This window comes from Rathayibacter sp. VKM Ac-2927, assembly GCF_022815525.1.
GTDB classification, from domain to species: Bacteria; Actinomycetota; Actinomycetes; order Actinomycetales; family Microbacteriaceae; genus Rathayibacter; species Rathayibacter festucae.
Map to the genome: position 1 here is coordinate 841,193 of NZ_JALGRT010000002.1, position 23,036 is coordinate 864,228.

A 23,036-nucleotide genomic window follows, 5' to 3' on the forward strand; every position below is an offset into this window, starting at 1 on the left:
CTGAGGTGAGCGACCGCGCGGGCCGGATCCCGCTCGTCGTCACCGCGATCGTGCCGCAGGCGGAGGGCGTCGTCGCCGTCGAGCTCGCCGACCCCGCGGGCGGCGACCTGCCCGACTGGGAGCCGGGCGCGCACCTCGACGTCCAGCTGATCACCCGGCAGGAGCGGCAGTACTCGCTCTGCGGCGACCCCGCCGACCGCCGCCGCTACCGGATCGCCGTCCTCCGCGAGGAGCACTCGCGCGGCGTCTCGATGTACATCCACGACTTCCTCCGCGTCGGCGCCACCGTGCACGTGCGCCCGCCGCGCTCCCTCTTCCCCCTGGCGAGCGCCGACGAGCACCTGCTTCTCGCCGCCGGCATCGGCATCACCGCGATCCTCCCGCTCGCCCAGCGCCTCGAGCGCGACGGGTCCCCGTGGACCCTGCACTACGCCGTCCGCAGCGCGGCCCACGTCCCCTTCCGCAGCGAGCTGGACGCGCTCGGCGACCGCGTCACCGTGCACTCCCCGGCCCCGGACTCCCCGGCCTCGAACTCCGCGGACCCGAACTTCGCGGCCCCGAACTTCGCGGCCCCGGACTCCGTCCGCCTCCGCGGCCGCCTCGACCTCCCTGCGCTTCTGGCAAGGCCCCGCCCCGGAGTCGTGCAGGCCTGCGGCCCGGCCCGCTTCCTCGACGCGATCGCCGCCGCGATGGCCGCCTGGCCCGCGGGCAGCCTGCACCTCGAGCGCTTCGAGCCCAAGCCCGTCGCCGCCCGCCCGAACGCCCCCTTCACCGTGCACTGCGCCCGCTCCGACGTCTCCGTCGAGGTCGGCGCCGGCCAGTCGATGCTGCACGCCCTGACCTCCCGCGACCTCCCCGTCACCGGCTCCTGCCTCCGCGGCGTCTGCGGCTCCTGCGCCGTCCCCGTCCTCGCGGGCCCCGTCGACCACCGCGACTCCCTGACGACGTCCCCCGACTCCCCCGTCATGTACCCCTGCGTCTCCCGAGCCGCAGCCTCCGCCCTGACGATCGACCTCTGACCCCACCCCTCCGGAGATGCACGCTGATCGGGTAGCCGCGGAGTCGCCCCACTCATGCTGATCGAGTAGCCCGCGCAGCGGGCGTATCGAGATCCACCCAGGCAAGAACTCCAGCCTGCAGACCCGCCCAGCCGAGCACGCCGGGTCTCGATACGCCCCTCCGGGGCTACTCGACCAGCATGGATTCCCCGCCCGAGCAGCCCGCGAAGCGGGTCATCCATGCCGATCAAGCCAGCCCGCGGAGCGGCCCTTTCTGCTGATCGAGTAGCCCGCGCAGCGGGCGTATCAAGATCCGCCCGCCACCAGAACTGAGGCTACCCTTACTGAGAATTAGGCTAGCCTACCCTCATGCACCGCACATCCAGCCCTCGCATCCCCCTGCTGATCGCCGGTCTCGCCGCCGCCTCCGTCGCCCTCGCCGGCTGCTCGTCCGGCGCCTCCGGAGCCGCGACGAGCGCAGCCGCCGAGACGATCGTCGTCGAGAACGCCAAGCCCACGCTGACCCTCGTCGAGGAGGACGGCGAGCAGTCCTACCGGGAGGACACGGCCGTCGCCCGCACCTCCGTCGAGGTGCCCGCCTCCCCCTCCGCCGTCGTCACCTTCGACATCGCCACGCTCGACACCCTGCACACCATCGGCGCCGGCGACGCCGTCGTCGCGATCCCCGACGCGACCCTCCCCGACTACCTCGCCGAGTACGCCGACCTGCCGAAGGTCGGCACGCTCTTCGAGCCCGACTTCGAGGCCGTCGCCGAGCTCGAGCCCGACCTCATCGTCACCGCCGCGCGCAGCACCGGCCAGTACGACGAGCTGTCCGAGATCGCCACCACGATCGACCTGACCGGCAGCTACGCCGGCACCTTCGACCCCGCCGCCGCCCTCGAGCGAGCCACGCAGCTCGGCGAGATCTTCGACCGCGAGGAGGAGGTCGCCGCCCAGGCCGCCGCCACCGAGCAGCTCGCCGCGACCATCGAGGACCGGGCCGACGGCAGCGCCCTCGTGCTCTCCGTCTCCGGCGGCGAGTACAGCGCCTTCGGCGAGGGCTCCCGCTTCGGCTACTTCTTCGACGACCTCGGCTTCACTCCCGCCGTCGCCGCGGCCGAGCTGCCCGGCACGGAGGGATCTCCGCACGGCGACACCGTCACGAACGAGTTCCTCCTCACCGCCGCGCCCGAGTGGATCTTCGCCTTCGACCGCGGCGCGGCCACCGGCGCCGCGAGCACCGCCGAGGCGACCCTCGACAACGCCCTCGTCGCGCAGACCCCCGCCGCGCAGAACGACCGCATCGTCCAACTGCCCGCGAGCGAGCTCTACATCGTGATCAACGGCCTCACCGCCGTGCAGAACGTGCTCGAGAGCGTGCACGACGCGATGCAGAGCTGAGCGCTCCCCGCGTGGTCCGTCCTCCCGTCCGCGCGCTGATCGTCGCGGGGACGGCGCTCGTCGCCGCCCTCGCGACGCTCTCGCTGTTCCTCGGGGTCGCCGAGCTCGACGCGTTCGTCCTCGTCGAGAGCCGCCTCCCCCGCACCCTCGCCCTGATCCTCGCCGGCGCGGCGTTCGCCGTCACCGGCCTGATCCTGCAGCTGCTCACCCGCAACCGCCTCGTCGAGCCCGGCACCACCGGCGCGACCGATGCCGCGACCCTCGCCCTGCTCGCCGTCCTCCTGCTCGCCCCCGCGCTGCCGATGGGAGCGAAGGCGGCGCTGGCCGCGGTCGGCGCCCTCGCGGGCGTGCTCGGCTTCCTCGCACTGTCCCGCCGCATCCCGGCGCGCTCCAGCGTCCTCGTGCCCGTCGTCGGCCTCCTCTACTCCGGAGTGATCGGCGCCGCCACCACCTTCCTCGCCTACCGCACCGACACCCAGCAGGAGCTCCTGAACTGGGGCATCGGCGACTTCTCCGGCATCCTCCGCGGCCGCTACGAGATGCTCTACGTCGCCGCGGCCGCCGCCGCCGTGGCCTGGATCGCCGCCGACCGCTTCACCGTCGCCGCCCTCGGCGAGGACACCGCCCGCGGCCTCGGCCTCGACACCCGCGCGGTGATGCTCACCGGTGTCGTCATCATCGCCGCGGTCACCGGAGTGATGATCGTCGTGACCGGCGCCCTGCCCTTCCTCGGCCTGATCGTGCCCAACCTCGTCAGCCGGCTCGTCGGCGACACCATGCGCCGCTCCGTGCCGCTCGTCGCCCTGCTCGGAGCGGCCCTGGTCCTCGCCTGCGACCTGGTCGCCCGCACCGTCCGCTTCCCGTTCGAGCTGCCGATCTCCCTGGTGATGGGGATCCTCGGCGGTCTCGTCTTCCTCCGCCTGCTGATCGGGCCCGCCCGTCGGAGGACCGCCGCGTGACCGCCCTCGCACCCCGCCGCGCCGCCCGCGCCCTCCGTCCGGAGACTCTGCGCAGCCCCGGCCCGCGCCTGGTGCTCCTGGCCGCGATCGCCGTCGCCGTCGTCGCCCTCTATCTTGTGACCGACCTCCCCGGCCGCTGGGAGTACGCCCTCGGCCTGCGCACCCGCACCGTTCTCGGCATGGTGATCGCGGCCGCGGCGATCGGAGTCGGCACCGTCCTCTTCCAGACCGTCACCGCGAACCGCATCCTCACCCCCGGCATCATGGGCTTCGACGCGGTGTTCCTGCTGCTGCAGGTGGTGACCGCCTTCGCGATCGGCCCCGCCCTGCTGCTGTCGGCGCCGCCACTCGCCTCCTGGCTGATCGAGCTCGTGCTGATGGTCGGCGTCGTCACGGCCCTCTACTCCTGGCTCTTCGTCCGCCGCCGACTCGATCTGCACGTCATCGTGCTCGCGGGACTGGTGCTCGGCGTGCTGCTGCGCTCGGTCACCGGCTTCCTGCAGCGCCTCCTCGATCCGGACACCTTCGCCGTCGTGCAGAACCTGACCTTCGCGAGCTTCACCTCCGTCGACCGCGAGCTGCTGCTGCCGACCGGCGTGCTCGTCGCCGCGGCGATCGCCTCCCTCTGGCCGATCCGCCGCTCCCTCGACGTGCTCGCGCTCGGCGAGGCGACCGCCGTCTCGCTCGGAGTCGAGCACCGCCGCACCGTGATGCACGTGATCGTCGCGGTCGCGGTGATGGTGGCGGCCTCGACCGCGCTCGTGGGCCCGGTCGCCTTCTTCGGCCTGATCGTCGCGAACGTCGCCTACACCGTCGTCGGCCACCGGCACCTGCGCAGCATCCCGGCGGCGGTCGCGGTCGGAGTGGTCGCCCTCGTCGGCGGTCAGCTCGTGCTCGACCGCGTGCTCGGCTTCGGCACCGAGCTGCCGGTCGTCATCGAGTTCGCCGGCGGCCTCCTCTTCCTCCTCCTCGTGCTCACCGGAAGGGCCCGCTGACATGATCCAGACCACCGCCGTCACCACCCGGCACGGGAGCGTCGTCGCCGTCGACGACGTCACGCTGGCCCTCGAGGCGGGCCTCACCGCGATCATCGGCCCGAACGGCTCCGGCAAGTCGACCCTCCTCGCCACCATCGGCCGCCTGGTGAAGCCGACCGCCGGCAGCGTCGGCGTCGACGGCCTCGACGTCGCGACCACCCGCTCCCGCGACATCGCCCGGCGCCTGGCGATCCTCCGCCAGGACAACCACGTCGCCATCCGCCTGAGCGTGGAGGACCTCGTCGCCTACGGCCGCTTCCCGCACGGCGGCCGCGGCACCTCCCCCGAGGACCGCGCCCACGTCGACGCCGCGATCGCCGCGCTGGACCTCTCGGCCGTCCGCGAGCGCTTCCTCGACGAGCTCTCCGGCGGCCAGCGCCAGCGCGCCTTCGTCGCGATGGCCCTCGCGCAGGACACCGACCACCTCCTCCTCGACGAGCCGCTGAACAACCTCGACCCGCGCCACGGCGTCGTGCTGATGAAGCTCCTGCGCCGCCTCGCCGACGAGCGGGGGATGACGATCGTCGTGGTCCTGCACGACATCAACGTCGCCGCCCGGTTCGCCGACCGCATCGTCGCCGTCCGCGACGGCCGCATCGCCCACCACGGCCCGGTCGCCGAGGTCCTCACCGCCCCCCACCTCGAGGCGCTCTACGACACCCCAGCGCTGGTGGCCGACGTCGCCGGCCACCGCATCGTCCTCTGGCAGTGACCCCCCTCCCCGCTCCGCGAGATGCCACTTGTGCACGCATTCCTCGGCGTGTCGCGCTCACAAGTGGCATCTCGCGGCGCCGCCGACACGTATCGAGATCCACCCCTCGCCCGATGCGCCCCCGCGGGGCCACTCGACCGGCACGCACCCGGACCCGCTCGGTCTAACGCAGCCCGGCCGCGCACTCCAGGAGGTCGGGGATGCCGCTCACGGGCTGCGGCTCAGCGGCGGCCCGCGGGCCGAGGCGGCGGAAGACCGGCGGCTCCGTCGCCAGCACCTGACCGACGGCGCGCCCTCCGGTCCAGACCGTCAGCAGCACCTCGCCGTCCGGGCGCTCGGGAGCGCCGATCTCGTAGACCCGGCCCCGCACGGCCGCGCGCACCGGCGTCTTCCGGGCCAAGTGCACCCACACCGGGAACTCGCAGACCATGTCGACTCCTTTCTCATCAGCCCTCGACCGGGAGGTACGCCACCAGGGCGTCCGCCGCGTCGTCCCCGAGCAGGATCGTCTTGTCCGCGAAGAGGATGTGCTTCATGCCGACCATGCTCGGTCGCAGTCCCCGCGCCGGGGGAGGTCCTTGACAGGACGGGGAGCGGACGGAAGGGAAGCGAGAGTCCGTCGGGGTTGCCGCCCGAGTCGAACTGGAGAAAGGTGTCGATCACGCGGGCGCCCGCCGGCTGTGACGAAGGTTGGAGACGGCGATGGGAAAACTGTTCTACGACGGATCCGTCGAGATCGACTTCGAGGACCGGGTGCTCGCGCACCTGCAGATCGTCATCACCGCGAAGCTCCGCCGCAACGAGTCCTTCCTGCTCAGCTGGCGCGACGACCACAGCATGGGCGACGGCCGCAGCGCCATCTGGCTGCATCCCGCGGTCGGCCTGCGCTACAAGTACTTCGGCGGGCGGATGCCCCGCATCAACCCGGCGTGGATCGCCGCGCTCACCGATCTCGCCAACTCCGCCGGCGGCCTCTACGTCGTCGCCGAGCCCGACACCGAGCACGTCCGCACGATCGACCGGGAGGCGCACTGATGCGCCGGCTCGACATCCTCTACGACGGAGCGCCCTACACGGTGAGCGACCGCACCGCCGCCCAGTTCCGGGTCGAGGTGGACGCCGCCCTCGCCGCGGAGACCCCGCAGTGGCTCGCCGTGAACCACGGCGAGGGCCGCGCCAGCACCGCACTCATCCTGATCACCCCGTTCACGGCGATCACGATCCTCACGAACGACGCCGAGGACGACGACACACCCGACGCGGCCTGAACGGCGCGGAGCCGACGCCGACGCGTCGACGCTGCCGGCGGCCGCCTCGTCGCTCCGGCCCGCGCGTCCCGGCACCGCGGCGGCTAGGGTAGGCGCGATGACCGATTCCGCCGTCCTCTGCGACCCGTATCTGCGCGGGTACCCGATCGACGGCGTCGCCATCTCCACCCTCGGCCGCACATTCGGCGGCGAGACGATCGCCGCCAGCGACCCGACGGCCGCGCGGCTCGACGAGATCCAGCTCGACCTCGGCCAGGGCCCCTGCTGGGACGCGATCGCCGCGGGCGCCCCCGTGTCCCTGCTCGACACCGGCACCGACGTGCGCTGGCCGCTCTTCGCCGAGGCGGTGGACGCCCTCGACGTGCGCTCGGTGTTCGCCTTCCCGCTCACCTTCGCCGGGCTCTCGATCGGCGCCGTCGACCTCTACACCCGCGCCCCGATCACCCTCGACGACGCCGCGCTCACCGAGATCTCGGCGCAGTCGCCCGCCACCTCGCTCCGGGTGCTCGCCGCGGTGCTCCACGACGACGCGGACGAGGTGAGCAGCAACCCCGGGTCCCGGAGGGTCGTCCACCAGGCGACCGGCATGATCATCGCCCGCTACCGCATCGACTCGGACGACGCCCTCGTGCTGCTGAGGGCCCACGCGTTCGCCCAGCACCGCCCCCTCGTCGATGTCGCCCAGGACATCGTCGCTCGCCAGGACGGCTTCCCCGACCGCCCGCTCACCGTTCAGGACGACTCATGGTGATCAACTCCCGCGAGCGGAGCGTCATCGCGACCTTCGTGGCCCTCTCCGACACGCTCGTCGACGACTACGACGTCGTCGACTTCGCGCAGACGCTCGTCGAGAGCAGCGCGACCCTCTTCGACGCGGTCTCGGCGGGCCTGGTGCTCGCCAGCCCCGAGGGCACGCTCGAGGTGCTCGCCTCGACGGACGAGGACACCCGCCTGATCGAGCTGCTGCAGCTCGAGACCGCCGGCCCGTGCATCGAGTGCTACGACACCGGGCGCCCCGTCATCGTGCCGGACACGTTCGCGGTCGACGACCGCTGGGCCGAGTTCCGCACCCGCTCGCGCGACCTCGGCGTCCGGGCCGCGCACTGCGTGCCGATGCGCTCGCGGGGCACCACGATCGGCTCGCTCAACCTCTTCCAGGCCGGCACCGGCACCCTCGACCCCGACGACATCGCCGTCGTGCAGGCCTTCGCCGACGTCGCGACGATCGGCATCCTGCACCAGCGCGCGCTCCGCGAGAGCACCGTCACCCAGGAGCAGCTGCAGCGCGCCCTCGACAGCCGCGTCCTGATCGAGCAGGCGAAGGGCATCATCGCCTACTCCCAGCGCACCACCGTCGACCGCGCCTTCGAGATCCTCCGCTCCCGCTCGCGCTCGACCTCCACGCCGATCACGACCCTCGCCCGCCAGATCATCGAGGGCTACCGGGACTGACCGGCCGCCCGTGCCGCCCGCAGAGCGCCGGCCCGCATATCGAGACCCGGCGTCCGACGGCGGGTGGATCTCGATACGCCCGCGGCGCGGGCTGCTCGATCAGCATGGAGCGCCCGCGCCCTTGGAAAACAGGGAGCGCAGCTCGCCTTCCATGCTGGTCGAGTAGCGGGCCGCAGGCCCGCGTATCGAGACCCGCCGGCCGACGTGCCTGCGGTGGGGGATCTCGATACGCCCGCTGCGCGGGCTACTCGATCAGCATGGAGCGCCCGCGCCCTTGAGGAACAGGGAGCGCAGCTCGCCTTCCATGCTGGTCGAGTAGCGGGCCGCAGGCCCGCGTATCGAGACCCACCCGATCCGGGCGCTACGCCGTCAGGGAGACGGCCGTCCAGGAGACCGGCGGAAGCGTCAGCGTCAGCACCCCGTCGGCCAGCTCGGCGTCGACGGGCTTGAGGCCCACCCTGTTCTGGTCGTCCTTGGTGTTCTTGGCGTAGACGTCCTCGTCGAAGAGGGCGACCGCCTCGGCGACTGTGGAGACGCCGAGGCCGTTCACGTCGACCGTGACCTCGAGGGCCTCCGTCGTCGACCGGTTCACCAGGAACACGGCCGCGCGGCCGTCGTCGAGCGTGGCCACCGAGTCGACCAGCGGCGCGTCGCCGTGCCGGGCGGTCGAGTAGGACCCGACCTCGATCCGGGGCCGCAGCACCGAGCCCGACGCGAGGCGCGCGGTGGTGGAGAACGGGAAGTACGTGGTCTGCCGCCAGGCCGCTCCGCCCGGCTCGGTCATGATCGGCGCGATGACGTTGACCAGCTGCGCGAGCGACGCCGAGGTGACCCGGTCGGAGTTCTTCAGCAGCGTGATCATCAGGTTGCCGAGCACGACCGCGTCGGCCACGGAGTAGACGTCCTCCAGCAGGCGCGGCGCGTACGGCCATTCCCGGGCACCGGCGGTGTCGGCGGCGGCCAGGGCGGCCTCCTCCTCCTGGTGCTCCTGGAGGTACCAGATGTTCCACTCGTCGAAGGACAGCTTGATGTCCTTCGACTTCTTCAGCTTGTGCTTCACGTGGTCGACGGTGGCCGCGACCGTGGAGATGAAGTACTCCATGTCGAGCGAGGACGCGAGGAACGACCCGAGGTCGCCGTCGTACTCCTGGTAGTAGGCGTGGCAGGAGACGTACTCGACGTCGTCGTAGGCGTGCTCGAGGACCACCCGCTCCCACTCGCCGAAGGTCGGCATCGACGAGCCCGACGACCCGCAGATCACGAGCTCGAGGGACGGGTCGGCGATCTTGAGGGCCTTGGCGGTGCGGGAGGCGAGCTTGCCGTAGTCGTCGGCGTTCATGTGGCCGACCTGCCACGGGCCGTCCATCTCGTTGCCCAGGCACCACATGCGGATGTCGTGCGGCTCCGGCGACCCGTTCGCGATCCGCTGGTCCGCGAGGAAGGTTCCGGCCTTCCCGTTCGCGTACTCGAGGACGTCCAGGGCCTCGAGGACGCCGCGGGTGCCGAGGTTGACGGCGTACATGATCTCGCTGCCGGTGAGCTTCGCCCACTTCGCGAAATCGTCCAGGCCGACCTCGTTGGTCTCGAGGGAGTGCCAGGCCAGATCGCGGCGGCGCGGGCGGTCCTCGCGCGGTCCGACCCCGTCCTCCCACCGGTAGCCGGAGACGAAGTTCCCGCCGGGGTAGCGGACGGTGGTCGAGCCGAGCTCCTTGACCAGCTCGACCACGTCCAGGCGGAAGCCGTCCTCGTTCGCGGTGGGGTGCCCGGGCTCGTAGATCCCGTCGTAGACGCAGCGGCCCAGGTGCTCGACGAACGAGCCGAACAGCCGCGGATTCACGGGGGCGACCACCGCGGCCGGGTCGAGGAAGACGCGCGCGGTCGCGGGCGGGGAGACGGCGCGGGAGGCGTCGGTCATGGCAGAGCCTTTCTGGATCGTGCTGAGGTGAGCGGTGATGCGGGAGTCCCGACGGCGGTCGGCGTCACTTGACGGAGCCGATGGAGAGTCCGCCCTGCCAGTACTTCTGCAGGGTGAGGAACGAGACGATCAGCGGGATGACGGAGATCAGGGCGCCGACGATGACGAGGTTCCACAGCGACTGGCCGCCGGTGTTGACCGACGCCTGGGTCTGCCAGGTGCCGAGTCCGACGGTGACCGGGAAGAGCTGCGAGTTCGAGAGCATCACGAGGGGGAGGAAGTAGTTGTTCCAGGTCCCGACGACGGAGAGCAGCAGCACCGTCACGAGTGCGGGGCGCAGCAGCGGCAGGGCGACGCGGAAGAAGACCGTGATCTCGCCGGCTCCGTCCATCCGGGCGGCGTCGAGCATCTCCTCCGGCACCGCGTCCTGCGTGTAGACGCGCATGAGGTAGACGGCGAACGGATTGAGCATCGAGGGCAGGATGACCGCCCACACGGTGTTGGTGAGCTGGGCGGTGCTGAACATGACGAACAGCGGGATGACCAGGGCCGTCGCCGGCACCATCACCGACCCCAGGACCAGCGAGAAGAAGGCGTTGCGGCCCTTGAAGGCGTACGCCGCGAAGCCGTAGCCGGCGAGCACCGACAGCACCGTCGCTCCGAGTCCGCCGGCGAAGGCGTAGAGGAACGAGTTGCCGAGCCACTTCCAGTAGAGGCCGTTCGAGTAGGTGAACAGCGAGCCGATGTTGGTGAAGAACTCGAAGGAGTCGCCGAACCACAGCGGGCTGACGGTGCCCGAGAACAGGCCGACCTGGTCCTTGGTCGAGGCCACGACGAGCCACCAGAACGGGAGCGCGAAGTAGACGACGAAGGCGAGCAGGATCACGTGCGGGAGCAGCTGGCGGCCGCCGCGGCGGCTCCGCGCCCGGACGGCGTCGTCGCGTCGCTGGACGCGGTCACGCTTGGGGGCGAGCGAGAGGGTGCTCATGAGAGTCCGTTCCTCTTCTTGGTGGCCATCAGGAACAGGTAGGACCCGAGGAACACCACGAGACCCAGCGCGAAGGAGATCGCGGAGGCGTAGTTGAACTGGTTGTAGGAGAAGGCGAGCGTGTACGCGTAGATGTTCGGCGTGTACGACGCGTCGATCGAGCCCGAGGCCAGCGAGCGCAGGATCTGCGGCTCGGTGAAGAACTGCAGGGTGCCGATGAGGGCGAAGACGAGGATCAGCACCATCGAGGAGGAGATCATCGGGATCTTGATCCGCAGCGCCGTCTGGATCGCGCTCGCGCCGTCCAGGCGTGCCGCCTCGTAGACCGCGGGGTCGATGCCCTGCAGGGCCGCATAGATGATGATCATGTAGTAGCCGGCCCACTGCCAGGTGACGACGTTGACCAGGCTGCCGAAGATCGAGTCCTTGCCGAGCAGGTTCGGCGCGTCGAGACCGAGCCAGCCGAACACCTCCGTGGCGGGGCCGAAGGACGGGCTGTAGAGGAAGCCCCACATCAGGGCGCCGATCACGGCGGGCACCGCGTAGGGCACGAAGATCATCAGCCGGGCGAACCGCGAGAACCGCGAGGTGAGCGCGTCCAGCATCAGCGCGGCGATCAGCGAGACCAGCATCTGGATCGGGATCAGGATGAGGGCGAAGCGCACCACCAGCCAGACGCCCTCGAGGAAGAGGGGGTCCGAGAAGGCCTTGGCGTAGTTCGCGAACCAGACCCACTGATTGCCGGTGGCGACGGTCTTGTTCTGCAGGCTCAGGATGAACGAGTAGATCAGCGGCGTGATCAGGAAGACCACGAGGAAGATCCCGAACGGGGCGACGAAGACCCAGCCCCAGCGGGCGCGCCGGGAGGCGACGACTCCGGTGCGCGGCTTCTTCGGACGGGTCTCGGCGGGGGCTGCGGTGGCGGCGGGGGCGGGGACGACGAGGTTGGACATGGTGCTCCTTCGAGGAGGGACGGGGCGGCCGCCGCCCTCGCGGACGGCGGCCGCCGATCGTCAACCGACCGTGTAGCCCTGGCCCGCGGCGTACTCGCTGACCGCGGTCTGATAGGTCGAGAGGGCCTCCGCGACGCTCGAGTCACCGCTGTTCACGGCGTTCACCGCCTCGGTGAGCTTGTCGTAGGCGAAGTTCTGGAACGGCGAGACCTGGAAGCCCTGGTACTCCGTGGCGGCGGAGAGGAAGACGTCCTTGTTGATCTGCTGACCGCCGAAGAAGTCGTACTCGAGGTTCGCGAAGTAGTCCGACTCGAGGATCGGCTTCCACAGCGGGAACAGAGCGCCCTTCTCGATGCCGATCTTCCAGGCCTCCTCGGTGCCGAAGATCTCCTTCGCCACCGTCGCGGCCGCTTCCTTGTCCTCGGCCTGGCTGGTCACCGCGAAAGCGGATCCGCCGATGTTGATCTGGGTCGGCTCGGCGCCCTCCCACTGCGGGACCGGAGCGGCGCGCCACACGGCGTCGGTGTCGGCGCCCTCGAAGCCCTTCAGGTAGCCGGGCAGCCAGGCGGCGGCGACGACGGAGGCGTAGGTGCCGTCGACCAGGTGGGTGTTGTAGTCGGTGGTCGAGGCGTCCTCGGTGCCGACCAGGCCCTTCTGCACCAGGTCGCTCCAGTAGTCCATGACCTTGGCGCTGGCCTCGTCGTCGAGGTCCACCGTGACGTCCGTGCCGTCGACGGTGTAGGGCACCGAGCCGGCCTGCGCGAAGAGCGCCTGCTGGTAGGCGCGGCCGTTGCCGGGGAAGTCCGTCATGAGCGTGGTGGAGCCGGCGTCCTTGAGAGCCTGCGCCGCTGCGGCGTACTCCTCCCAGGTCGTCGGGACGGGGATGCCGTACTGGTCGAGGATGTCCTGGCGGTAGAGCATGCCGACGGGTCCGCCGTCGACGGGGATCGCGTAGGTGGCGTCGCCGCTGGAGACGTCGGCCCAGGCGCCCTCGGAGTAGTTGCTCTGCACGTCGCCCGCGCCGTACTCGGTGAGGTCGACGAGCGCGTCCTGCGGGATGTAGCTCTGCACGACCTCGCTCTCGAGCATGACGACGTCGGGTGCGCCCGAGCCGGCCTGCACGGCGGTGGTGAGCTTGGTGTACTCGTCGTTGCCGGCGCCGGCGTTGCTCCAGCAGATCTGGACGTCGTCGTGGCTGTTGTTGAAGAGGTCGACGATCCCCTCGAACTCCGGGTACCAGGCCCACATCGTGACGACCTTGGCGTCCTCGTTCACGATCGTGTTCTCGCAGGTGGCGGCGTCGCTCCCTGCGGAGCAGCCGGTCAGGGCGGCCGCAGAGGCGGCGACGGCCACCCCCGCCGCGAGCATTCTCTTCGTGTGACGCATCATTGCGTGTCCTTTCGGATACGGCCGTCGTCGGCCGGGAAGGGGGGATCGTCCTGGAGCAGGTCGTTTGTACAACGATGGAAAACAACGTTGTAGAAATGATGATGCGGAGTTCGTCGGCGAGTGTCAAGAGCGCGGTCGCCGTCCGCGACGCAACCGTGATCAACGCGCTACGGCGCGGTCGACTCCCGCGACGTCACCGAGAAACCGGCCTCGTGCAGCGTCGGCGGCGCGAGGAGCGAGCCCTCGATCCGCCCCTTCAGCACCTCGACGGCGGTCCGCGCGATCTCGTCGCGACCCGGATCGATGCTCGACAGGCTCGGGACCGAGTACCGCGATTCGTCGACGTCGTCGAAGCCGATGACCGCGACGTCCCCGGGGATGCTCAGCCCCTGCACCTGCAGCGCGCGGATGGCGCCGAGCCCGAGGGAGTCGTTCAGGGCGAAGACGGCGTCGAAGTCGACCCCGGACTCCAGGACCCTGCACATCGCCGCGTTGCCGTTGGCGCGGTGCCACGGTCCGGAGTAGCTGACGAGGCGCTCGTCGTAGGCGATGCCCGCCGCCTCCAGGGCCTCGCGGTAGCCCCGCATCCGCAGCGCGGCCGAGCCGACGTCCTCGTTCTCGTGCGCCCCGAGGGCGACGATCCGCCGCCGGCCGGACTCGATCAGGTGGGTCGTCGCGGCGCGGGCGGCGGCGACGTTCTGCATGGTCACGTGGTCGAAGCGCGGGGTGAAGATCCGCTCGCCCAGCAGGACCAGCGGGTAGTCGACCGCGAGCGCCGGCTCGTCGGCCATCGCCATCCCCAGGGGGCTGAAGAGCAGCCCGTCCGTGAGCTGGCGCCGCGAGCTGCGCAGGACGTCCCGCTCGCGCTGCGGGTCGCCTCCGGTCTGCTCGATCAGCACGGTCAGACCCCGGTCGTCGGCCGCGCGCATGACGCTGTCGGCGAGCTCGGCGAAGTACGCCAGGCTCAGCTCGGGGAGCGCCAGCCCGATGACGTTCGTCCGCCCCCGCCGAAGGCTGCGGGCCGAGAGGTTCGGGATGTACCCCAGCTCGGCGATCGCGGCCTCGACCCGCTCGCGGGTCGCCGGGCGCACGTGCGGGTAGTCGTTGATGACGTTGGAGACGGTCTTGATCGACACTCCGGAGGCCCGCGCCACGTCGTGCAGAGTGATCGCCATCGATCTCCTTCGGTCGGGACCTGCTGAACATACAACGTTGTAGCCGACTCTAGCGCTCCCCTGAACGGGTGCGCCGGAAGGCGCCGCGCCGCCCACGGGCGGGGGCGGTCCCGGCGATCGGACGTCCAGCCGGCGCCTCAGAGGAAGTCGTAGTCCAGCTCGCCCCAGAGCTGCCGGGGGTCGGTGTCCCAGACCCCGATCGGCTCCCGGGAGCGCTCGAGCGCGTCGAGCCGGTCGCGCAGGTCGAGCGCGGAGTCGGTGCCGGACCCGGTCCGCTCGCCCCGCAGCAGGAGCGGGACCCCGACGCCGATGGTCAGGACCACCACCGCCGAGGCGTCGGAGGACGCCGCGTCCGCGAGAGTGACGGTGGCCATCCGGCCGCGGTCGGCCAGCGCCACCGAGTAGCGCAGAACGGCGTCCGCGGCCTCGTCCTCGAGGACGATCGCGCCCCCGGCGTACGACAGAGTCTTCATCTCATGCTCCCCTGGTGCTCTCGACGGATGGACGAGGTCCGACATCGGGGACCAGGATGCGGTCCGCTCACCGTACGCCACCCGGCCGCCGCCGCACAGGGTGGCGCCGGAGGAGCGACGCGACCGCGGTCCGCGCCGATCCGCCCTAGCCCCGGACCGGCAGGCATGTTAACGTGAACACCACCCGCCGGCCCCTCTTCGGCGGCCTGATCCCCCTCACTCAGGAAAGGTCTCGACGATGAGACGACGCTCCCCGGAGCCCCCTGCCACCGCGCCCCGGCGCCGTGCCCGGTCCCTCTTCCTCTCCGCACTCGCGTGCACGAGCGTCGCCCTCGGAGGCGCCCTCGTCCCCGTGACGGCCCAGGCCGCCGACGTGCCCGCGCCCACCGCGCACTACGACATGTCGCACGCCGGCTCCGCACTCCTCGACATCTCCGGCAACGGCCGCAACGCGACGCTGACCGGGCTCACCGACGCCTCCTTCGCCGACGCCGGCGGCGACCAGGTCGCCCGCTTCAAGTCCGACGGCTACGCGAGCCTTCCGAAGGGACTCGTCACCGGCACCGACAACGCCTTCGCCGTCGAGTACACGGTGAAGACGCAGACCACCGCGAACCAGTTCGGCTGGGTGATCGGCGACGGCGTCGGCCCCTGGAACACCACTCAGCTCGGCAACCACGTCTTCGTGAACCCGCGGAACCCCGACGGCTCCCCGAGCGGCCAGGTCCTCGCCGGCATCCGCGTGAAGGACAGCGGCAACGGCGAGACCCGGATGCCCTTCGGCGGCACCCTCAACCCCGGCTTCACCACCCTCACCCTCGTCGGCACCGGCACCGGCTCGAGCACCGCGCTGACCCTCTACCGCGACGGCGCGCAGATCTCGACGGTCACCGCCGCGAAGTCGATGGCGAGCATCGTCCCCTCCGGGAGCACGCTCGGCTACCTCGGCCGCTCGCTCTACTCCGGCGACCCGCTGCTCACCGCGGACGTCACCGACGTCAAGTTCTGGGACACGGCACTCACCGCCGACCAGGTCGCGTCGAGCATGCCGACCGCCGCCGCGAAGGCCGCCGCGACCTCGGCGCTGCTCCGCCCCGACATCCTGCCTGTGCTCCTGGCCGGCAACCCCTCGCTGACCGCCGTCTCGACGAACCTGACGCTCCCCGCGACCAGCAGCGGCGTCCCGCTCACCTGGACCTCCTCGAACCCCGCGGTCGTCTCCGGCACCGGAGTCGTCTCGCGCTCGATCACGCAGGACACCCCGGTCACCCTCACCGCGACCACCGGCCAGGGCGCCGTGCTGACCTTCGACGTCGTCGTGCTCGCCCCGAGCATCAACGACGACCTCGACGCGCTCGTGCTCGCCACCCGCACCACCGAGAACCTGCCTCTCGCCGTCACGGGAGCCAAGAACGGCACCGCCATCACCTGGACCTCGTCCGACCCGGCGCTCGTCACCCCGACCAGCACCTCGTACACCGCCCCGGCGGTCGGCGCGGCCGACCCGTTCCGCGGCGGCGGCGTCGTCACCCGTCCGGCCTACGGCTCGGGCGACGAGCCCGTCACGCTGACCGCGACCGCGACCCTCAACGGAGTCACCGAGACCCGCTCCTTCTCGCTGACGGTGGCCGAGCTCGGCCGCACCGCTCCCGACGCGGGCTACGCCTCGGCGTACTTCAAGTCCGACGGCGACGAGAAGATCTACCAGGCGGCGACGTCCGGCAACGACTTCTTCACCTTCTCGCCGGTCAACGGCGGGAAGGCGGTCATCACCTCGACGACCGACACCAAGGGCCTGCGCGACCCGTTCATCCTCCGCTCGCACAACGGCGACAAGTACTACATGGTCGCCACCGACCTCTGCATCTCCTGCGGCACCGGCTGGGGCGACGCGCAGTCCAAGGGCAGCCTCAAGATCGAGATCTGGGAGTCGACCGACCTGGTGACGTGGACCCGCACCAACGGCGCCGACACCGGCATCACCGTCAACCAGCCGGCCGCCGGCATGACCTGGGCGCCGGAGGCGTACTGGGACGACGCGCTGCAGTCCTACGTGGTCTTCTTCTCCTCGCGCCTCTACTCCGACGCGACGAAGACCAACAGCGACAAGCTCTACTCCCGCGTCTTCTCGGTGATCACCCGCGACTTCCGCACCTTCACCCAGCCGCCCGCCACCTGGCAGGACACCGGCTACGCGCGGATCGACTCGACGATCACCAAGATCGGCGATTACTACTACCGCTTCACCAAGAACGAGGAGGGCGGCGCCGCCGGCACCCTCGAGGCCGGGAAGGACATCTTCCTGGAGAAGTCGACGGTGCTCACCGCGCCGACGACCTCGTCGAACTGGAACGCCGACCCGACCAAGACCTGGCAGCTGACCGACACCAACATGACGAAGCTCGAGACCGGTCAGGACGGCGAGGGCCCCGAGATCATCAAGCTGAACGCGGGCGACCCCAACGACACCACCGCGAACGGCGACGGCTACGCCTTCCTCGTCGACAACTACGGCCAGGGCGGCTACAAGGCCTTCGTGACCTCGGGAGCCGCCATCGCCGGCAGCTCGCAGTCGGCCCGCCTCTCGAAGTCGGCCGACTGGAACGTCTCGACCAAGGGCGGCCTCCCGGCCAGCCCGCGGCACGGCGCGTTCGTCAGCGTCCCGCAGACGGTCCTCACCGCGATGAAGAACTGGACCGGCGTCACCGCCGTCGACTCCACCACGACCCTCACCGCCGACGGCCGCACGGTCACGGCGACGGTCGCGGCGGCCGACAAGGGCGACGTCGCCGGCACCGTCACCTTCACCGGCGGCACCTGGAGCTCGACCGTCGCGCTCTCGGGCGGCTCGGCGAGCGCCGTCGTCCCGGCCGGAGTGAGCGGCGTCACCGCCTCCTACAACGGCTACGCCGATGCGCTGGTGCGCACCTCGGCCTCGGCCGCGCTGCCACTCGACACCCTCGAGCTCGCTCCTGCCCTCTCGACCCGCTGCATCGCCGGCAAGGTCGTGCTCACCGTGACCGTCAAGAACACCGACACCGCGGCGGCCGACATCACCGTCGAGTCCGCCTACGGCACGAAGGCGTTCCCCGCGGTCGCCCCGGGCTCCTCCGCCTCGGCCGCGTTCACCACGCGCCTGAAGTCGACCCCCGCCGGCTCGGTCACCGTCACCGGCACCTCCCCGGGCCAGCCCGCCTTCGCCGCCACCCTCCCCTACCAGGCGGCCACCTGCTGACCCCCTGACCCCGAGGCCCCCTCCCCTCCGCGAGATGCCACTTGTGCACACGACACGCCGTGAAAGGCGAGCACAAGTGGCATCTCGCGGAGGCCGTCAGGGCAGGTCGAGGCGGAAGCCGACGCCGCGGAGGGTGGTGATCGTCACCGCCGCGCCGAGCTTGCGGCGGAGCGCGAAGACGTGGACGTCGAGGGTGCGGGTGGAGCCGAACCAGTTGCAGTCCCAGACCTCGTCGATCAGGGCCTCGCGGGTGAGCACCGCCCCGGGACGCCTGGCCAGGGCGAGCAGCAGGTCGAACTCCTTGGGGGTCAGAGGGAGCTCCGTCCCGTCGAGGTGCACCCGACGGGACGCGGGATCGACGACGACCCGGCCGAGCGACAGGGGCGGCAGCGGGAGGGCGACCGACCGCGCCGCGCCGGTGCCGGCCCTCCTGCTCACCGCACGGATCCGCGCGATCAGGCCGTGCAGGCCGAACGGCTTGATCACGCAGTCGTCGGCGCCCACTTCGAGTGCGGCGACGGTGTCCGCCTCGTCGCTCCGCGCGGTGACGACGATGATCGGCACCTCGGATCGGCGGCGGAGCATTCGGCAGACGTCGAGCCCGTCCATGTCCGGCAGACCGAGATCGAGCAGGACGAGGTCCGCCGGTCCGGACGCGAGCGCTTCCCGGCCGCTCCTCGCGCGAGCGACGCGGTAGCCGTAGCGCTCGAGCGTGCCGGCCACGCAGTCGGCGATCGAGAGGTCGTCCTCCACGAGCAAGATGAGCACACCTCAGCCTGCCACGGTCACCCAGGCGAGCGCTCGACTGTCACGGCGCGACGGGTTCCTTCGAGGAGTGGTGCTCGATGATCCTCCACTCGCCGTCGATCGACTCGTAGACGAAGGTGAACCGGGCGTGAACGACCTCCCCGGTCGCCGCGAGATCGAACGTGTAGAGGCCGGTGTTCGAGGCGTAGCCGTCGCCGAGATCGCGGACGACGCTCTCGTCGATCGTCCCCGTCGGCCGCTTCTTGAGGAAGGCGTCGAAGTAGCCGATGCGCTCGGCCGAGGTGTCGAGGACCCCGGGTGCGACGGTCGGCAGCAGCACCGCGTCGTCCGCGTACAGCGCGTCCACCTGCGCGGGGTCGCCGGTGGCGAGCGCCGCGTTCCACTCGTCGAACAGCCCCCGCACCTCGGCGTCGGTGGGCGCGGCGACCGCGGCAGCGGCGGTCGCCGTGGACGCGGCCGGCGCGGGAGCGGCGCTGCACCCGGCGAGCACCAGGAGCAGCGCGGCCGGCGGCGCGAGCACAGCGGCGAGACGGCGGGACGAGCGGACACGACGAGACGACATGGGATTCCCTGACGACGAGAGGAGCGGCGGTCCGGCGGACACCGGCGCTCCCACACTCCCGCCCGCCCCGTCAGCGCCCGGTCACCCCCGCGTCACACTCGGGTCAACGTCTGCTCCCCGCCGCGAGATGCCACTTGTGCACGCGACACGCCGACAAAAGCCTGCACAAGTGGCATCTCGCGGGACCGGCAGCGTTGTGGCCGTCTCGCTGCGGGATGGCGGGTTCGAGCGAAATGACGGCTTCGGTGCCGGATGGCGCAGACGGATCTAGAAGCCGGCTCGCACCCTCACTACGGTATGGCGAACGATCGCTCGACCCCTCCCGTCCGGCCCGCCTTCCCTTCCCTGGAGCAGCATGTCCCGACGCCTCATCCGACCGACCGCCCTCGTGGCGGCTCTCCTCGTCCTCGGCACGGCCGTCCCGGCACAGGCCGCGACGACCGGCCCCTCCCCTCTCGACGATCCGCTCGTCGGGGTCAGGATGGAGGAGCTGAGCGTCCTGCCGGCGGATCCGGCGAGCTCACGTCCCGCCGCCGTGTACACGATCGTCGACGACCGGGACCTCGCGTTCCCGGTGGCGGTGACGCCGCAGCCCGGTGCCGAGGGGCCGGCGTACGACCTGCGGACGGCGACGCCGCTCGCCGCGGTCGCCGACGTCGTCCGAGGCCGGACCGCGCTCGTGCGCTGCTCGCAGGTGGCCGCCGCCCCGGACTCGCTCCCGACAGTGTTCGCGAGCCTCTGCAGGGCGGCTGGCGCCGCCGAGATGACCTGGAAAGACGGCCGGTCGCTCGGGGTGCCGATCTGGTACGCCCGCGACCTCGACGGGGGTCTGGTCTGCATCACGGGGACGGGAGCGGAATGCCTGACGAGCGAGCCCGGCGTCGATCCGGCGTCGGGCGCCGACCGCTTCCGCGTGTCCGCCGCCCGGTGCAGCAGCGCGACGGCGGACTCCCCGCTGAAGCAGACCTGCGATCGGCTCCGAGCCGCGCTCGACGACTCCGGGCACCGGGTCGCGCAGCGCGCGCACGAGCGTCAGCTCGCGCGGATGGACCGGCTCTTCTCCCTCGGGCTGAACGACGCCAGGCTCCGAGCGGAGGCGGCGCTCCGCAAGAGGATCGCCGCCCTGGAGCCACGGATCCACCGCGCGATCGCCAAGCAGAGGAGCGTGTGCAATCCGCTCTGGATGGTCCTCAGTCTCGGGATCACCAGCGGTTTCTGCACAGCCGCCGGTCACGACGTCGAGACACTCGAGGCGGAGCGGACCGCCGTACGGAACGAGCACGACGCCCGGGTCGGCGAGGCGCAGGCGGGACTCCGGGCCCGGATGGCGGAGGACTGGCACGAGCTGCACCGCACCTGGGCGGGCGAGGACCCCACCGGCTTCGCGGCCCTGCTCCGGGTCGAGAGCAAGGAGCTGTCCGAGTTGAAGGCGGCGGAGGAGGAGTACCGGCGCGCCGCCGACCGTGACGAGCAGACGTTCCGCGACCTGCAGCGGCAATGGCTCCAGGAGCGCAGCGCGATCGCGGAGGCGGAGCAGATCCCGCTGATCGGGCCGCTGATCCGGCACATCGAGGAGTACGAGCAGAACCCGAGCGGGACCAACCTCCGCCGCGTGTTCCTCGGAGCACTCGGACCCGCGGGCGAGGCCATCGAGGGCGGGCTGGAGCTCTCCGCCGAGACCTCGCTCAAGTCCGGCGAGCAGCGGTTCCTCTCGGACGCGCTGCACGAGATCGGAGGGAAGGACGGCTTCGGGACCACACTCGAGAGCCTCGTCACCGACTTCTCGAAGGACCTCGGCGACGAGGCGGTGGAGGGGGTCCGCGAGAGCGGCCTCTGGAGCGACGCGCCCGGGTCCGACACTCCGCCCGCGTCGCCCTTCCAGGACTTCGGGCAGCTCCTCGCCGGGGCTCCGCGGATGACCCCGGACGTGACTCTGAAGTGGCTCCTCGCGAACGGGCCTCTCCGCGACAAGCTGGGACTCGGCGGCACGAACACCTTCCCGGTGCTGAGCGCCACCGGTGCCGATCTGCGCCACGCCGCCGCACAGGTCGCCTTCGAGCGCGGGGTGGAGAAGATCTTCACGCATGCGTTCGGCACGGACTACGAGCAGGTCGCCCGGAGGAACCCCGCCTGGACGGGCGCGGAGGCCCGGCTCATCACGGCGGAGCTGCTGAAGGTCCTGACGGACTCCGCCTATCTGGAGCAGATCAGTCCGATCTGGGTCGCCTCCGACACCCTGGGCGATCGGCCCGCCGCCTTCGTCTACGACGACGACCAGAGCGCGATCCTGCTCAACAAGGACCGCACGAGCTTCACCGACGGTGGCGCGAACCCGGAGTTCGCCAAGTTCTACCTCGAGGAGCTCGGTCACTCGCTGAACTGGTGGCGCTGCACGATCTTCGACGTCGAGGTGAAGCACTGCAGCGGAGAGGGCGATGTCGGTGCCCGCTTCCGCGATGCCGTCATGCTGAGCACGTCGTCGACCGACCCCGGCTTCGGCGCCGCGATCGCGAGTCTTCCGGCCCACGACCAGGACAGCTCCGCGACGGTCCTGTTCACCGGCGGCACGACCGCGCATCTGGAGGGCTGGAGCTCCTACAGCTCCCTCAACTCGCACATCGCCGGGAAGGGCCGCTTCAGCTTCCTCCTCCGGGCGGGGATCGAGCTCTCCTCGGAGTACCCCGGGGTGAGCGACGAGTTCGACCTGGAGATGTCGGTCGGCGCTCCGTCGATGACGAGGAGCGGCAACCCGTGGGTCGTCTCTCCGAACGGCCAGTGCGAGGTCCGGCAGCTCGCTCTCAAGGAGGACTGCAACGTCCCCACGATGTCGATCGCCTTCTCCTTCCGCGACTCGATCAACTACTCCGTTCTCGGCGCCCCCGGGGTGAAGAACACGGCGTTCGCGAAGGCAGGGGTCAACCTCTCTCCGGCGATCGTCCGGAAGCACGGCGTCCGGCTCTACTTCCAGCCGAAGGCCGGAGAGCCCGACGCGTGGCGCTTCCTGCCCGGCCACACGATCTACTTCAAGGAGTTCAGCCTGGCCGGTGACGGCAAGGTCGACGGCACGAAGATGCTCGACACCTTCGCCGGCAAGCGGATGCCGGCCCCGCACCGGCTCGACGTCGCGGGGAAGGCGACCGTCGAGGGCAGCTACATCGTGGAGATCGCCACCCGGGAGAAGGCGGCACTGGACAAGTGGCTCGCCGCCGACGTCTCGAGCGCGCTGCTCGGCTGCGCCGGCGGCTTCGTCTTCGCGATGGTCGCGGAGCAGGACCCGATCACGGGCTGCCACGTCGGGTCCGATCTCCTCGAGGGGATCGAGACCGCCGTGGAGGCGTCGGACGGGCGGCTCACCAGCTTCCTGACCTCCAACGCCTCCGTCGCCGTGCCCCTCTCCGTGGAGTACAAGGCCACGCGCCCGGCGGGACGCGCCACCGAGCTGCCGGCCGATGTCCCGCCGCAGTCCGGAGCGGAGATGTGGGAGGTGGGTCCGCCCCCGGCCGCCGCCGCGCACTCCGCCGAGCAGGTCTCCTCACTGCGGACGAAGGCGAGCACCGCGCTGAAGAAGATGAAGTCGGTGTCCTTCACCGGCCTGGCCGTCTTCCGCCCCCGCATCAGCTGGACGCTCGCGACGCGCTCCCTGCACCTCGGCACCCACTCGCTCCCCACCGCCAACCTCATCGAGTAGCCGGCGTCCCCTCCCCCGCCGCGAGATGCCACTTGTGCACGCGACACGCCGTGAAAGGCG

The 23,036-nt window shown here is 71.1% G+C and carries 20 protein-coding genes; 11 read left to right on the forward strand and 9 right to left on the reverse strand.

Annotated features, from left to right (window positions below; translation table 11 throughout):
• Positions 1 to 5 precede the first annotated feature (5 nt).
• The 5 genes from MT353_RS21940 to MT353_RS09005 all read left to right on the forward strand — a co-directional run bounded on the left by MT353_RS21940 (position 6) and on the right by MT353_RS09005 (position 5,110).
• On the forward strand, positions 6 to 1,019 hold the full coding sequence (locus MT353_RS21940; protein ID WP_243600744.1) for a PDR/VanB family oxidoreductase: 1,014 nt from the start codon (positions 6 to 8) through the stop codon (positions 1,017 to 1,019).
• Between the two features lie 348 nt (positions 1,020 to 1,367).
• Complete coding sequence (locus tag MT353_RS08990; protein WP_243600745.1) at positions 1,368 to 2,402, forward strand: siderophore ABC transporter substrate-binding protein; 1,035 nt, start codon at positions 1,368 to 1,370, stop codon at positions 2,400 to 2,402.
• Positions 2,403 to 2,413: 11 nt separating this feature from the next.
• A complete protein-coding gene (locus MT353_RS08995; RefSeq protein ID WP_243600746.1) occupies positions 2,414 to 3,361 on the forward strand; it encodes an iron chelate uptake ABC transporter family permease subunit in 948 nt (315 codons plus the stop codon).
• Positions 3,358 to 4,356: an iron chelate uptake ABC transporter family permease subunit gene (locus MT353_RS09000; protein WP_243624203.1), complete on the forward strand. Its 999-nt coding sequence runs from the start codon at positions 3,358 to 3,360 to the stop codon at positions 4,354 to 4,356. The genes MT353_RS08995 and MT353_RS09000 overlap by 4 nt, the downstream gene beginning before the upstream one ends.
• Before the next feature lies 1 nt (position 4,357).
• Positions 4,358 to 5,110 (forward strand): ABC transporter ATP-binding protein, encoded by a 753-nt coding sequence (locus tag MT353_RS09005; protein ID WP_243600748.1) that lies wholly within the window; start codon positions 4,358 to 4,360, stop codon positions 5,108 to 5,110.
• A 163-nt stretch (positions 5,111 to 5,273) separates the two neighbouring features.
• Here the strand turns inward: MT353_RS09005 and MT353_RS09010 are convergent, their stop codons facing one another.
• The gene (locus MT353_RS09010; protein WP_243600749.1) at positions 5,274 to 5,540 is read right to left on the reverse strand and encodes a hypothetical protein; all 267 of its coding nucleotides are present in this window, start codon (positions 5,538 to 5,540) and stop codon (positions 5,274 to 5,276) included.
• Positions 5,541 to 5,812: 272 nt separating this feature from the next.
• Between MT353_RS09010 and MT353_RS09015 the strand changes: the two genes are divergently transcribed.
• The 4 genes from MT353_RS09015 (at position 5,813) to MT353_RS09030 (ending at position 7,830) form a co-directional block, all read left to right on the forward strand.
• Positions 5,813 to 6,145, forward strand: coding sequence for an ATP-dependent DNA ligase (locus MT353_RS09015; RefSeq protein WP_123737630.1), 333 nt, complete (start codon positions 5,813 to 5,815; stop codon positions 6,143 to 6,145).
• Positions 6,145 to 6,378: a hypothetical protein gene (locus MT353_RS09020; protein WP_132436511.1), complete on the forward strand. Its 234-nt coding sequence runs from the start codon at positions 6,145 to 6,147 to the stop codon at positions 6,376 to 6,378. Before MT353_RS09015 ends, MT353_RS09020 begins: the two co-directional genes overlap by 1 nt.
• A gap of 97 nt (positions 6,379 to 6,475) precedes the next feature.
• Positions 6,476 to 7,129, forward strand: a complete 654-nt coding sequence (locus tag MT353_RS09025) for a GAF and ANTAR domain-containing protein (RefSeq protein WP_127887769.1) — start codon at positions 6,476 to 6,478, stop codon at positions 7,127 to 7,129.
• Complete coding sequence (locus MT353_RS09030) at positions 7,123 to 7,830, forward strand: GAF and ANTAR domain-containing protein (protein WP_243600751.1); 708 nt, start codon at positions 7,123 to 7,125, stop codon at positions 7,828 to 7,830. The genes MT353_RS09025 and MT353_RS09030 overlap by 7 nt, the downstream gene beginning before the upstream one ends.
• 361 nt (positions 7,831 to 8,191) lie before the next feature.
• On the opposite strand, the gene MT353_RS09035 is transcribed toward MT353_RS09030, so the two are convergent.
• The 6 genes from MT353_RS09035 to MT353_RS09060 all read right to left on the reverse strand — a co-directional run bounded on the left by MT353_RS09035 (position 8,192) and on the right by MT353_RS09060 (position 14,723).
• Positions 8,192 to 9,745: an alpha-N-arabinofuranosidase gene (locus MT353_RS09035; RefSeq protein ID WP_243624204.1), complete on the reverse strand. Its 1,554-nt coding sequence runs from the start codon at positions 9,743 to 9,745 to the stop codon at positions 8,192 to 8,194.
• Positions 9,746 to 9,809: 64 nt separating this feature from the next.
• Positions 9,810 to 10,733 (reverse strand): carbohydrate ABC transporter permease, encoded by a 924-nt coding sequence (locus tag MT353_RS09040; protein WP_123444558.1) that lies wholly within the window; start codon positions 10,731 to 10,733, stop codon positions 9,810 to 9,812.
• Positions 10,730 to 11,686, reverse strand: coding sequence for a carbohydrate ABC transporter permease (locus MT353_RS09045; protein WP_243588067.1), 957 nt, complete (start codon positions 11,684 to 11,686; stop codon positions 10,730 to 10,732). Before MT353_RS09045 ends, MT353_RS09040 begins: the two co-directional genes overlap by 4 nt.
• Positions 11,687 to 11,746: 60 nt before the next feature.
• On the reverse strand, positions 11,747 to 13,075 hold the full coding sequence (locus MT353_RS09050; RefSeq protein WP_243624205.1) for an ABC transporter substrate-binding protein: 1,329 nt from the start codon (positions 13,073 to 13,075) through the stop codon (positions 11,747 to 11,749).
• A gap of 167 nt (positions 13,076 to 13,242) precedes the next feature.
• Complete coding sequence (locus tag MT353_RS09055) at positions 13,243 to 14,250, reverse strand: LacI family DNA-binding transcriptional regulator (protein ID WP_243616542.1); 1,008 nt, start codon at positions 14,248 to 14,250, stop codon at positions 13,243 to 13,245.
• A 137-nt stretch (positions 14,251 to 14,387) separates the two neighbouring features.
• On the reverse strand, positions 14,388 to 14,723 hold the full coding sequence (locus MT353_RS09060; protein ID WP_123444562.1) for a hypothetical protein: 336 nt from the start codon (positions 14,721 to 14,723) through the stop codon (positions 14,388 to 14,390).
• Between the two features lie 238 nt (positions 14,724 to 14,961).
• On the opposite strand from MT353_RS09060, the gene MT353_RS09065 reads away from it, so the two are divergent.
• A complete protein-coding gene (locus MT353_RS09065; RefSeq protein WP_243624206.1) occupies positions 14,962 to 17,958 on the forward strand; it encodes an immunoglobulin-like domain-containing protein in 2,997 nt (998 codons plus the stop codon).
• 96 nt (positions 17,959 to 18,054) lie between these two features.
• Here the strand turns inward: MT353_RS09065 and MT353_RS09070 are convergent, their stop codons facing one another.
• Positions 18,055 to 18,726, reverse strand: a complete 672-nt coding sequence (locus MT353_RS09070) for a response regulator transcription factor (protein WP_243624207.1) — start codon at positions 18,724 to 18,726, stop codon at positions 18,055 to 18,057.
• Positions 18,727 to 18,766: 40 nt separating this feature from the next.
• Positions 18,767 to 19,288 carry an SgcJ/EcaC family oxidoreductase gene (locus tag MT353_RS09075; RefSeq protein WP_243600757.1) on the reverse strand — a complete coding sequence of 174 codons (522 nt, stop codon included), beginning with the start codon at positions 19,286 to 19,288 and terminating at the stop codon, positions 18,767 to 18,769.
• A 355-nt stretch (positions 19,289 to 19,643) separates the two neighbouring features.
• Here MT353_RS09075 and MT353_RS09080 point away from each other — a divergent pair, with 355 nt between their 5' ends.
• The gene (locus tag MT353_RS09080) at positions 19,644 to 22,976 is read left to right on the forward strand and encodes a hypothetical protein (RefSeq protein WP_243624208.1); all 3,333 of its coding nucleotides are present in this window, start codon (positions 19,644 to 19,646) and stop codon (positions 22,974 to 22,976) included.
• Positions 22,977 to 23,036 lie beyond the last annotated feature (60 nt).